The following is an 11,538-nucleotide window of genomic DNA, read 5'->3' as shown; positions in this document are numbered from 1 at the left end:
ACGCGTGCACAAAGATTGTGTCCAATTTGTCCGACCAAAGTGATGGGGGTCACGCGCTCCGGGCGCACGCCCCGGGAACTGCGCGCCACCCCCAGGCGTCCCGGTCCCGGTGGGGCCACCCCCGGCGGACGGCCCGCCCGGGCCCGTCCCCGCCCCGACGGCCGACCCCCGCCCGGGTCGACCCGCTCAGCCCACCAGGGCCTTGCGCAGCCGCTCCGGGTTCACCCGCCAGAAGGTGTGCTGCTCGCCGTCGACGAGCACCACCGGGATCTGCTCCCAGTGCTTGCGGTACAGCTCCTCGTCCTGGGTGATGTCCTTCTTCTCCCAGGAGGCGCCGGTCTCCGCGCACACCTCCTCCACCACCGCCTGGGCCTCGTCGCACAGGTGGCAGCCCGGCTTCCCGACGAGCGTGACCATCCGCTCCCCGGGGGCCTTCTTTTCCTTACGGCGCAGCAAAGGGCTCATACGGCCATTCTCGCCCCCTGCCTCCGGCCCCCGATTCGAAGCCCCCGCCAGGCCGCCCCGTGGTGTGTGGGGCAGCCTCTTGAGGCGCCATGGCAGGCTGGTCCGGAGGCAGGCCCGGGCCGGAGGTGGCCGAAGGCCAGGGCGAAGCCCCAAAGCCTCCGGGGTGGGCCTGCCGCAGGGCCTGCAGGCCATGGCGGGTCAAGAGGCGAGGGGACCCACGCACCACGGGACGGCCCCACGAAGCGAGAGCAAGCCCCACCCCGCCCCGCCCACGAAGCGGCCCCCAGCCTCCCGCCCAGCCCCGAAGCCGAGCTCGACCCGAACCTCACCCCACCCCGACCCGAACCGGAACACCACCCCCCTGCCCGCTTCCGGGCACCCCGCCCCCCCGCCCCGCCCCCCGTAACACCGTCGCCCCGCACTGTTCACGCCCCCGCATCCGGACCGTTCGGGGAGACCCGAACACAGTGGCTATCCTCACCTCATGGCCGCTCTGGACTGGCTCACCCCTCGTAAGCGCCCCGCGACCGCGCGGAGCGTGCTCGCAGGCGAGGCCTCTGCCGAGGCCGCGCGCAAGACCTCGCGCGAACTGGCGCGGGAAGAGGAGAGAGAAGCGCAGGAAACGGGAGAGGGCGTCGAGGAACCCGAGTTCCCCGTCGTCGGCGACGAACACGCCGCCGCCTTCTTCGACCTCGACAACACCGTCATGCAGGGCGCGGCGATCTTCCACCTGGGCCGCGGCCTCTACAAGCGCGAGTTCTTCCGCCGCCGCGAACTGGCCCGCTTCGCCTGGCAGCAGGCCTGGTTCCGGGTCGCCGGCGTCGAGGACCCCGACCACATGCAGGACGCGCGCGACAGCGCCCTGTCCATCGTCAAGGGTCACCGGGTCAGCGAACTGACGGACATCGGCGAGGAGATCTACGACGAGTACATGGCCGAGCGGATCTGGCCGGGCACCCGCGCGCTGGCGCAGGCCCACCTCGACGCCGGCCAGCGGGTCTGGCTCGTGACCGCGGCCCCCGTCGAGACGGCCACGATCATCGCCCGCCGCCTGGGCCTGACCGGCGCGCTGGGCACGGTCGCCGAGTCCGTCGACGGGGTCTACACGGGCCGCCTGGTGGGCGAGCCGCTGCACGGCCCCGCGAAGGCCGAGGCGGTACGTGCGCTCGCCGCCGCCGAGGGCCTCGACCTCGCGCGCTGCGCCGCGTACAGCGATTCGCACAACGACATCCCGATGCTGTCGCTGGTCGGACATCCGTACGCGATCAATCCCGACACAAAACTGCGCAAGCATGCCCGGGCCCACGACTGGCGCCTGCGCGACTATCGGACCGGCCGCAAGGCGGCCAAGGTCGGCATCCCCGCGGCCGCCGGCGTCGGCGCGCTGGCGGGCGGCACGGCGGCCGCGGTCGCCCTGCACCGCCGCCGCAAGTAGCGCCCGGAGCCGCCCCGGACGGCGAACGGGCCCGCCCGGAACGGCAAACCGGCCTGTCCCGGGCCCGCGACCCCGCGCGCCCCGGCCCCGCACCCTGCGGGGCCGGGGCGCGCTGCGCATTCCCCCACCTCTACCCCCACGGCCCCCGCAGGACACGCAGGGCACACGGGTGCTTTCGGCACGGCCACAACACGCGCTGGAAGCAGCCATTCCGCGCGCAGAACCGATCATCAATCGATCACGAAGGGCGACTGAATATGCCCTGGACACGCAACAGAAGTGTCGGAATCGATGATTTGAGCAACTGGGTGTAGCGCTGCCTGTACGAAGCGTTATTCTCCTCAAACGCATACGGGCACCCCTGCGTCACCACCCGCCGGTCGGCGCGGTGGCCGGTCAACGGAACGGGCCCGCACTGCACGTGATGGAAGCTCTGCCTCTGGGAGTCCCGTGTACCCACCTGTCGGGGTTGACGCCTCGGGCCTGGCTACGCTGCGCGCAACGGTCCTCGGCCACCTGCGCGGCTTCGTCCCCACCGCGTACGCCGTCCCCGCCTTCACCGCCGCGGTTCCTGCGGGAGCCGGCCTCGCCGGCCCCTGCTACGCCCTGGCCGACGGCGGGGCGACCGTGGGCAGACGAGGTCGGTCCGGCGCCGGCACGACCGCGTCGGCCGCCCGCCGCCCCACCGCGGACAGCGACAGCGCCCGCATGATGGACCTGGTCGAGCGCGCCCAGAACGGCGAGGCCGAGGCCTTCGGCCGCCTCTACGACCAGTACAGCGACACGGTGTACCGCTACATCTACTACCGGGTCGGCGGGAAGGCGACGGCGGAGGATCTCACCAGCGAGACCTTCCTGCGCGCCCTGCGCCGCATCTCCACCTTCACCTGGCAGGGCCGTGACTTCGGCGCATGGCTCGTGACGATCGCGCGCAACCTGGTGGCCGACCACTTCAAGTCCAGCCGGTTCCGGCTGGAGGTCACCACCGGCGAGATGCTCGACGCCAACGAGGTCGAGCGCTCCCCCGAGGACTCCGTCCTGGAGTCGCTCTCCAACGCGGCCTTGCTGGAGGCCGTACGCAAACTGAATCCGCAGCAGCAGGAGTGCGTGACCCTGCGCTTCCTGCAGGGCCTGTCGGTCGCCGAGACGGCCCGGGTGATGGGCAAGAACGAGGGGGCCATCAAGACCCTCCAGTACCGAGCGGTGCGCACCCTGGCCCGACTGCTCCCGGACGACGCCCGCTGATCCCAACTCCCTACCGGTGACCTCTGTATGACGTTGTGGTCCGATCATCCTTCGTCCGTAACCCAAGTGCCGCGCCGCTCGTTGTGCGGAATGCAGGCTCCCTGTGGACAGGCCGTATCCGGGGATCCTCACTCGAAAGAGTGGGTTTCCACTGGACACGCAACCTTCCCGACCCTCACGGGAGTCGATCGTCATGACGAGAGGAGGTGCCGCCAGTGATCGCGAACGTTTCGGCGCACCGGCGGGCGAACGCCTTCGCCCAGGCCCTGGAGGATCAGGCTCCGGCCGATCCCGCGGAGGCGGCGGCCGAGCAGCCCGAAGCGCCTGCCGACACGGCTGAACCGGCTGATTACGCCCGGATGTTGGCCTTGGCGGACGCACTCGACACACTGCCGCGCCCGCAGTTGGACGCAGAGGTCAAGGTGGTGCAGCGAGCGCAGCTCGTTGCCGCCATGGAGACCATGGTCATGGAGGGGACGGTCGGAGCCGGTGCTTCGGCGGACCCTCACGTGCCCGAACAGCGGACCGGCCGTGGGGCCCACCGGGCCACCCCGCTCCGGAAGTTGCGGCCCCGCTCCCGCTGGTCGAAGGGCATCGCTGCGGGCGGACTCACCGTCGGTGTCGCCGCCGGGGCCTTCAGCGGAGTGGCCGCTGCCAGTACCGACGCCCTGCCGGGTGACTCGCTCTACCCGGTCAAGCGCGGCATGGAGGACCTCAGACTCGGGATGGCCGACGGCGACGCCGACCGCGGCGAGCTCTACCTCGACCAGGCCTCGACCCGGCTCTCCGAGGCCCGCCGACTCATGGAGCGCGGCCGGTCCGGGACGCTCGACCACGAGCACCTCGGCGAGGTCCGACGGGCGCTGGCGGACGTGAAGCACGACGCCGAGGAAGGCCACCGGCTGCTGCACGCCGAGTACGAGCGGGACGGCAAGCTCGGCCCGATCCAGGCGCTGTCCTCGTTCTCCCGGCAGCACCGCGAGGCCTGGGGGCAGCTCCGCGAGAAGCTCCCGCCCCAGCTCACCGACGTGGGCGACGAGGTGAACTCGGTCTTCGACGCCATAGACGACGAGGTCGAGCCGCTGCAGTCCATGCTGCCGCGGCCCCCGGAGCAACCCCGCTCCGCCACGTCCGGAGGCAGTGGGACGACGGACAAGGGCACGTCCCGGACCGGTACGGACACCCGCCCGGGCCCGGCCGCCAGCGCCCCGCCCGGCGAGAACGGCCGGCCGGCCTCGCCGCACCCCGGCGGCGGGGACGGCGGCACAGACGGCGACGACGGCAGCCCCGAGGACCCGATCACCGGGGGCGTCGGCGACCTGCTCGACCCGCCCGACGACGGGGCCACGCCCAGCCCGACGAACCCGGCGACCACCAAGCCGGAGATCACCCTCCCGCCGATCCTCCCCGGCATCCTCCCGGGCCTGGGCATCAGCGGCGAGGACGCGAGGTAGCACCACCCCCGGAGGCCGGGACCGCCCCGCGGCGGCCCCGGCCTCCGGCGCGCCGGAGACGCGTTCTTCCGACGTGTCAGAAGAAGACGGACCGCCGCTGCACCAGCAGCTTGTACAGCGTGTGCTGGATCTGCTCCCGCACCTGGTCCGTCAGGTTGAACATCAGCATCGGGTCCTCCGCCGCGTCCCGCGGATACCCGTCCGTGGCGATCGGCTCCCCGAACTGGATCGTCCACTTCGTCGGCAGCGGCACCGCCCCCAGCGGCCCCAGCCACGGGAACGTCGGCGTCACCGGGAAGTACGGCAGCCCCAGCAGCCGCGCCAGCGTCTTCGCGTTCCCGACCATGGGGTAGATCTCCTCCGCCCCCACGATCGAGCACGGCACGATCGGCGTGCCCGCCCGCAGCGCCGTCGAGACGAACCCGCCCCGCCCGAACCGCTGCAGCTTGTACCGGTCCCCGAACGGCTTCCCTATCCCCTTGAAGCCCTCGGGCATCACGCCCACCAGCTCCCCGGCCTCCAGCAGCCGCTGCGCGTCCTCCGCGCACGCCAGCGTGTGCCCCGCCTTCCGGGCCAGCTCGTTGACCACCGGAAGCATGAACACCAGGTCCGCCGCCAGCAGCCGCAGGTGCCGCTGCTCCGGGTGCCGGTCGTGCACCGCGACCTGGAGCATCAGCCCGTCCAGCGGCAGCGTCCCCGAGTGGTTCGCGACGATCAGCGCCCCGCCCTTCGCGGGGACGTTCTCGATGCCCTTCACCTCGACCCGGAAGTACGTGTCGTACAGCGGACGCAGCAGCGACATCAGCACCGAGTCGGTGAGCTCCTTGTCGTACCCGAACTCGTCGACCTCGTACTCACCCGTGACCCGGCGCCGCAGGAACGCCAGCCCGCTCGCCAGCCGCCGCTCCCAATCCGGCCCCGCCCCCGCCCCGCCGGCGGCCCTCGAGGCCGTCTCCGGGGCCTCGGGCGCCTCGCCCTGGGCGGGCACCTCCGGCGCCACCGCGACGGGCTGCGCCTCCCGCTCCGCGGCCCCGCGGCGCGACGCGGTCCCGCCGCGCCGTCGCTGCCCGCGCCCGCGCGGCCGCTCCCGGTCCTCGTCGAACGGGATCACCTTGGCATCGGCCATGACTACAGCGCCCCTCTCAGGCGGTCGACCGTACGTCCCAGCGCCTCCGGCGGCAGCAGCCCCGGCCCGCGGCTCCGCGCGAAGTCCGCGAAGGTCTCGGCCGTCGTGTAGCCGGGCTGGAACCCCAACACGTCCCGCATCTGCGTGGTCTGCACGACCCGCCCGTGCGTGAGCAGCCGGATCTGCTCCGCGGAGAAGTCCGTCATCCCCACCGTGCGCAGCGCCTGGCCCACCCAGGTCACCGCAGGCAGCAGCAACGGCACCGTGGGCCGCCCGAGCCGCCGCGAGCACTGCGACAGCAGCAGCACCCCGTCCCCCGCGATGTTGAACGTGCCGCTGTTGAGGCTGCCGCGCCGCGGCTCACCGGCGGCCAGTTCCAGCACGTCCACCACGTCGTCCTCGTGGACGAACTGCAGCCGCGGGTCGTAGCCCAGCACCGTCGGCAGCACCGGCATCGAGAAGTACTCGGCCAGCGGCGAGTCCGCGCGCGGCCCGAGGATGTTCGCGAACCGCAGCATGCACACCGCCACGTCCGGGCGCCGCCGGGCGAAGCCCCGTACGTACCCCTCGACCTCGACGGTGTCCTTGGCGAAGCCGCCGCCGGGCAGCGCCTTGGGCTGCGTGGTCTCCGTGAAGACCGCCGGGTCGCGCGGGGCGGCCCCGTACACGTTCGTGCTCGACTTCACGACCAGTCGGCGTACCGTCGGGGACTTCTGGCAGGCGCCCAGCAGCTGCATCGTCCCGATGACGTTGGCCTCCTTCACCGCGGTGCGGCCGCCGCCGCCCAACGGGGTGGCCGTGACCGCCAGGTGGACGACCGTGTCGACCGCGTGCTCGGCGAGGATCCGGGCGATCGCCGGCTGCCGGATGTCGGCCTGGACGAACTCCGCCGAGCCGAGCCGCTGGCGCGGTGGCACGGCGTCCACCGCGATCACCCGGGACACCTCGGGGTCCCGCTGGACCCGTCTGACGAAGCGGCTCCCGAGCTGCCGGGCAGCCCCGGTCACCAGCACGACCTTCCCCAAAGTCAGCGCCTCCCCATCGTTGCCGTACCCGGCTGCGTACGCGGCGTACACGGGCCCTTATACACCCGGAAACACACCGGGGCCCCTCCACCACAGGATGGCGGAGGGGCCCCGGAGAACACGTACAGACGCCGTTTACTTCTTGTTACGACGCTGAACGCGGGTGCGCTTGAGCAGCTTGCGGTGCTTCTTCTTGGCCATCCGCTTGCGCCGCTTCTTGATAACAGAGCCCACGACTACCCTCGCTCACTTCTTCTCACTCGGTGCGGGGCGTCTGGGCCCACACGACCTACGTCGGCCTAGCCTACCCGCCTGAGCGTCGAGCTTGTAATCCGAGGGTCACCCGGGGGTCTCCGTCAGGCCGTCTCCACCCCCACGTAGGACTCCCTGAGGTACTCGTGGACCGCGTTTTCGGGCACCCGGAAGGACCGGCCGACCCTGATCGCGGGCAGATGGCCGTTGTGCACCAGGCGGTACACGGTCATCTTCGACACTCGCATCACCGAGGCGACCTCCGCCACGGTCAGGAACTGAACCTCACTGAGAGGCCTCTCGCCAGCAGCCATGACACACCTGAACCTTCCGCGCATGACGGGCACCGGCTTCCCCTCCGGTTACTCCTCGTCGCCGCGCGCTCACTCCCAGGGTAGGGGCGGATGATACGAGTGGGGAAGAGGAGTAGCGGCCACGGGATCAGGCCGACAGACTCGCCCGATTGAGTACATAGCGAGCGAGCGGACGGTAGTAGTCCGAGCGCACGGCGTCATCAAGCGGAACCGTGACCGACACCCTTCCCTCGGCCTCCCCCACGAACAGCGCCGGATCATCCGTATCGGCCAGCCCGAGCGTCTCGAATCCCAGCTGACCTGCACCGCAGACCCAGCCGTGATCTCCCACCACGAGCGCCGGCAGCGGCCCGCCGGCCTCCGCCAACGCCCCGAGCGCGAACCGAACCGGGAGCGGCGAGTGGGTGTGTGCGCCGGTCGCACTTCCGGCCGTGCGCGATCCCGGCTCGCGCACGAGACCTACGCCGCGTACGTAATCGAGGGTGTACCCGCGTACGCCGAAACGGGTGGCGACGTCGACGGGTGCGCCCTGCGCGGGGGTGAGGACAACACATCCCGCCGCCGACAGGGCCTCCGCCAAACTGCCGTAGAACGCCAGGAGACGGTGCGGGTGACCGGTTCCGAACAGCACGGGCGCCCGCGCCGCCGCAGCCTGCCGTAACCGCCTCGCGAACGCGTCGAGTCCGGCCAACGTCAGCTCCGGATCGATCACGTCCGGCCCGCTGACCAGGCCGGGGTCCGCCGAGACCCCGCACTTGTCGGCCATCAGCCGCAGCAGGTCGCCCTCGCCCCAGCCCCACTCCGGGTCGAGCCCCAGCAGCGCCCGCGGATCCCGCGCCGCGAACAGTCGGTAACTGCGCAGGCTGTCCTCACGGGAGGTCGCCACGGGCCCGGCCAACCGGGCGGCCAGCAGATGCGCACGCAGCGCGCCGGTGCTCAACACCCCTCCGATGCTGCCGCGCCCTCACCTGTGTCAGGGCCAAAACCCCGGATACTCCCCACACTTGGGCTAAAAAACGGCGGGCCTCAGGCCAGCAGCCCCCGCAGCGGGAACACGGCCCGCCGCGTGGCGAGCACCGCCTGGTCGATCCGGTCCGCCGGATCGTAACCGCCGTCCCAGTCACGCCAACTGACGGACCGCCCGTCCGTCATCCGCGCCGGCGCGAGCTGCCGCGTCCGCGCGTACACCTCGTCGCGCCACGACGCCGGCACGGCGGACGCCGGATCGACCGGCCGGTGCGCCGCGATCCCCACCAGGTGCGTCCACGACCGCGGTACGACCTCCACGACCGCGTACCCGCCGCCGCCCAGCGCCACCCACCGCCCGTCGGCGTGCTCGTGCGCCAGCCGGTGGCAGGCCTCCTGCACCTCCCGCTGCGCGTCCAGGGACACCGCCAGGTGCGCCAACGGGTCCTCGAAGTGCGTGTCGGCCCCGTGCTGCGTCACCAGCACCTGCGGCCGGAACTCCGCCAGCAGCTCCGGCACCACCGCGTGGAAGGCCCGTACCCAGCCCTCGTCACCGGTCCCGGCCGGCAGTGCCACGTTCACGGCCGTGCCCTCGGCCGCGCCCGGCCCGCCCGTCTCCTCGGGCCAGCCGGTCTGCGGGAACAGCGTCCGCGGGTGCTCGTGCAGGGAGATGGTCATGACCCGCGGGTCGTCCCAGAAGGCCGCCTGGACCCCGTCCCCGTGGTGGACGTCCACGTCCACGTACGCCACCCGCTCCGCGCCCAGCTCCAGCAGCCGGGCGATCGCGAGCGCCGCGTCGTTGTAGATGCAGAAGCCGGCCGCCCCGCCCGGCATCGCGTGGTGCAGCCCGCCCGCGAAGTTCACCGCGTGCTCGGCCTCACCGCGCCACACGGCCTCGGCCGCGCCCACCGACTGCCCGGCGATCAGGGCGGAGGCCTCGTGCATGCCGCGGAACGCAGGGTCGTCCACGGTGCCCAGCCCGTACGAGCCGTCGGCGACGCCGGGATCGGCGGAGACCTCCCGCACGGCGGCCACGTAGTCCTCCCGGTGGACCAGCCGCAGGGTCGAGTCCCCGGCCGGCCTGGCGGCCCGTACCGCCATCTCCCGGTCCAGCCCGAAGGCGCGGACCAGACCCATGGTCAGCGCCAGGCGCACCGGGTCCATCGGATGGCTCGGTCCGAAGTCATACCCCGTTACCGCCTCGTCCCACATCAACAACCCGCGGCCGCTCATGCCCGCCACCGTATCGGGCCCCCTCCGCGCCGAACGAGCGGGCATGGACCAGAGTGACGAGGACCAGGGCCATCGGTACGAGCATGGCGCCGCGGTAGCTCCAGGCGTCGCCCAGGGCGCCGACGAGCGGGGAGCCGACCAGGAAGCCCACGTAGTTGAAGATGTTCAGCCGTGCGATCGCGGCGTCGGACGCGCCGGGGAAGAGCCGGCCCGCGGCGGCGAAGGTCTGCGGCACGATCACGCACAGCCCGAGCCCGAGGAGGGTGAAGCCGGCCATGCCGGACCACGCCCCGGGCGCCGCGGCCACCACGGCGAACCCGGCGGCCGCGACCAGCGTGCCGGCCCGTACGACGGCCACCGCACCGAAGCGGCGCACGCCGAGGTCCCCGACGGCCCGGCCGAGCAGCGTCGTCACCATGTACACGTTGTAGGGCACGGTCGCCAGCTGCTCGGAGCTGCCGAGGACGTCCTGGAGGTACTTGGCGCTCCAGTTCGCGACGGTCGAGTCACCGATGTACGCGCAGGCCATGACGAGGCACAGCGGCAACAGCAGCCGGAACACGAGGCCGGAGCCGGCCGCGCCGGGGGCCTCCCCGGCGACCGGCTGCGCTCCCTGCTGGTCGACGTACCAGCGGGACCCGAGGAAGGCCGCCGGCAGCAGGAGCAGCACGGCCGGGAGGTAGGAGGTGAACAGCGACAGGTGCCAGTGCGCCCCCGCCCAGGCGGCGGAGGCCCCGACGATCCCGCCGAGGCTGTACGCGGCGTGGAAGCCCAGCATGATGCTGCGGCCGTAGTCGCGCTGGAGGCTCACGCCGAGCATGTTCATGGACGCGTCGAGCCCGCCGACCGCCAGCCCGAACGCGCCCAGTGCCAGCGCCACCTGCCACATCCCGGACCCGGCGCCGACACCCAGGAGGGCCAGCAGCACCAGGGGCTGCGTCCAGCGCAGCACCCGGCTCGGCGGGACGCTCCGCACCAGCTTCTCGGTGGCGACGCTGGCGACTCCCGCCAGCACGGGCACGGCGGCCAGGAAGAGCGGCAGCAGGCCGTCGGATATGCCGTACCGGTCCTGGATGGCGGGGATCCTCGTCACGAGGAGCGCGAAGGTGACCCCCTGGGCGAAGAAGCTGAGGCCCAGGGAGGCCCTGCCGCGGCGCAGGCGCACGTCAGTCATGGCCGCACAGCGTAGGCCCCGTGCCTACCGGTGGGTAGATGGATCACACGGCGAGTTTGGGCAGCAGCTCGTCCATCGCGCCGAAGTACCCGGTCGCCCCGGCGAGCCGCTCGACGGGGGTCATCGCCGTGAACGCGTACACGTCCATGCCGGCGGCCACGGCGGCCTGGACGCCGAGCCCGCTGTCCTCGACGACGACGCAGCGCTGCGGTGCGACCCCCATGCGCGCGGCGGCGTGCAGGAACAGGTCGGGGGCGGGCTTGCCCTTGCCGACGTCCTCGGCGCTGAAGAGGCGGGCGTCGTCGAAGAACTCGGTGAGCCCCGCGCTGCGGTGCCCGACCCGGATGCGCTGGTGGCTCCCGGAGGAGGCGAGGCAGTACGGGATCCCGCGCTCCTTGAGCTCCGCCAGGACGTCCCGCGCACCCTGTACGGCCTTGAGCTCGCGTTCGAAGGCCGCGAACACCCGGCCGTGGAAGACCTCGTCGAAGTCTTCCGGCAGCCGCTGCCCGGTCCGCTCGAGCACGAGGTCGTGGATGCGGTGCATCGCGGATCCCATGTAGTCGCGGAGGGAGTCCTCGTAGCTGGTGGGGTGGCCCAGCTCGGTCAGGTAGCCGGCCAGGATGCGGTTCGAGATCGGCTCGCTGTCGACCAGCACGCCGTCGTTGTCGAAGATGACGAGTTCATAGCCCATGACCCCGACCCTAAAGGTACGGGGATCATCGGCCCGTAAACGCAGAAAAGCCCCGCACCAGAAGGTGCGGGGCTTTCCCACAATGATTGTTCGGCGGCGTCCTACTCTCCCACAGGGTCCCCCCTGCAGTACCATCGGCGCTGAAAGGCTTAGCTTCC

General features: G+C 72.1%; 12 protein-coding genes. 3 read left to right on the top strand and 9 right to left on the bottom strand.

The genetic code is table 11. The annotated features are described in order from the left end of the window. Window positions 1-186 precede the first annotated feature (186 nt). Window positions 187-465: a glutaredoxin family protein gene (locus ACIQCH_RS24805; protein ID WP_030207633.1), complete on the bottom strand. Its 279-nt coding sequence runs from the start codon at window positions 463-465 to the stop codon at window positions 187-189. Window positions 466-949: 484 nt separating this feature from the next. Between ACIQCH_RS24805 and ACIQCH_RS24800 the strand changes: the two genes are divergently transcribed. The 3 genes from ACIQCH_RS24800 (at window position 950) to ACIQCH_RS24790 (ending at window position 4,599) form a co-directional block, all read left to right on the top strand. Further along, on the top strand, window positions 950-1,900 hold the full coding sequence (locus ACIQCH_RS24800; RefSeq protein ID WP_402584264.1) for an HAD family hydrolase: 951 nt from the start codon (window positions 950-952) through the stop codon (window positions 1,898-1,900). A 450-nt stretch (window positions 1,901-2,350) separates the two neighbouring features. Continuing rightward, a complete protein-coding gene (locus ACIQCH_RS24795; RefSeq protein ID WP_402584262.1) occupies window positions 2,351-3,145 on the top strand; it encodes an ECF subfamily RNA polymerase sigma factor, BldN family in 795 nt (264 codons plus the stop codon). 215 nt (window positions 3,146-3,360) lie between these two features. Continuing rightward, a complete protein-coding gene (locus ACIQCH_RS24790) occupies window positions 3,361-4,599 on the top strand; it encodes a DUF5667 domain-containing protein (RefSeq protein ID WP_402584260.1) in 1,239 nt (412 codons plus the stop codon). A gap of 76 nt (window positions 4,600-4,675) precedes the next feature. Here the strand turns inward: ACIQCH_RS24790 and ACIQCH_RS24785 are convergent, their stop codons facing one another. From ACIQCH_RS24785 to ACIQCH_RS24750, 8 genes are all read right to left on the bottom strand, one after another. Beyond that, window positions 4,676-5,725 (bottom strand): lysophospholipid acyltransferase family protein, encoded by a 1,050-nt coding sequence (locus ACIQCH_RS24785; RefSeq protein ID WP_402584258.1) that lies wholly within the window; start codon window positions 5,723-5,725, stop codon window positions 4,676-4,678. Between the two features lie 2 nt (window positions 5,726-5,727). Beyond that, the gene (locus ACIQCH_RS24780) at window positions 5,728-6,750 is read right to left on the bottom strand and encodes an NAD-dependent epimerase/dehydratase family protein (RefSeq protein ID WP_402584256.1); all 1,023 of its coding nucleotides are present in this window, start codon (window positions 6,748-6,750) and stop codon (window positions 5,728-5,730) included. Window positions 6,751-6,885: 135 nt separating this feature from the next. Then, a complete protein-coding gene (locus ACIQCH_RS24775; protein WP_003948845.1) occupies window positions 6,886-6,984 on the bottom strand; it encodes a 30S ribosomal protein bS22 in 99 nt (32 codons plus the stop codon). Window positions 6,985-7,106: 122 nt separating this feature from the next. Then, complete coding sequence (locus ACIQCH_RS24770) at window positions 7,107-7,316, bottom strand: helix-turn-helix domain-containing protein (RefSeq protein ID WP_158939552.1); 210 nt, start codon at window positions 7,314-7,316, stop codon at window positions 7,107-7,109. 127 nt (window positions 7,317-7,443) lie between these two features. After that, window positions 7,444-8,259 carry a phosphatase gene (locus ACIQCH_RS24765; RefSeq protein ID WP_402584255.1) on the bottom strand — a complete coding sequence of 272 codons (816 nt, stop codon included), beginning with the start codon at window positions 8,257-8,259 and terminating at the stop codon, window positions 7,444-7,446. An 83-nt stretch (window positions 8,260-8,342) separates the two neighbouring features. Next, window positions 8,343-9,515 (bottom strand): acetoin utilization protein AcuC, encoded by a 1,173-nt coding sequence (locus tag ACIQCH_RS24760; protein ID WP_402584253.1) that lies wholly within the window; start codon window positions 9,513-9,515, stop codon window positions 8,343-8,345. After that, entirely contained in the window at window positions 9,466-10,689 is a 1,224-nt protein-coding gene (locus ACIQCH_RS24755) for an MFS transporter (protein WP_402584251.1), read from the bottom strand. Before ACIQCH_RS24755 ends, ACIQCH_RS24760 begins: the two co-directional genes overlap by 50 nt. A 43-nt stretch (window positions 10,690-10,732) precedes the next feature. Next, window positions 10,733-11,380 carry an HAD family hydrolase gene (locus ACIQCH_RS24750; RefSeq protein WP_402584249.1) on the bottom strand — a complete coding sequence of 216 codons (648 nt, stop codon included), beginning with the start codon at window positions 11,378-11,380 and terminating at the stop codon, window positions 10,733-10,735. Window positions 11,381-11,538 lie beyond the last annotated feature (158 nt).

Origin of the sequence: Streptomyces sp. NPDC093225 (genome assembly GCF_044753805.1) — a bacterium.
In the GTDB taxonomy this organism is placed as follows: Bacteria; Actinomycetota; Actinomycetes; order Streptomycetales; family Streptomycetaceae; genus Streptomyces.
The sequence above is the reverse complement of the archived record's forward strand: the minus strand, read 5'-3'. Positions and strand labels throughout refer to the sequence as shown.

Coding starts and splice junctions, on each gene's coding strand:
- ACIQCH_RS24805 (WP_030207633.1), bottom strand. CDS start 465: ATGAGCCCTTTGCTGCGCCGTAAGGAAAAGAAGGCCCCCGGGGAGCGG.
- ACIQCH_RS24800 (WP_402584264.1), top strand. CDS start 950: ATGGCCGCTCTGGACTGGCTCACCCCTCGTAAGCGCCCCGCGACCGCG.
- ACIQCH_RS24785 (WP_402584258.1), bottom strand. CDS start 5,725: ATGGCCGATGCCAAGGTGATCCCGTTCGACGAGGACCGGGAGCGGCCG.
- ACIQCH_RS24770 (WP_158939552.1), bottom strand. CDS start 7,316: ATGGCTGCTGGCGAGAGGCCTCTCAGTGAGGTTCAGTTCCTGACCGTG.
- ACIQCH_RS24760 (WP_402584253.1), bottom strand. CDS start 9,515: ATGAGCGGCCGCGGGTTGTTGATGTGGGACGAGGCGGTAACGGGGTAT.
- ACIQCH_RS24755 (WP_402584251.1), bottom strand. CDS start 10,689: ATGACTGACGTGCGCCTGCGCCGCGGCAGGGCCTCCCTGGGCCTCAGC.
- ACIQCH_RS24750 (WP_402584249.1), bottom strand. CDS start 11,380: ATGGGCTATGAACTCGTCATCTTCGACAACGACGGCGTGCTGGTCGAC.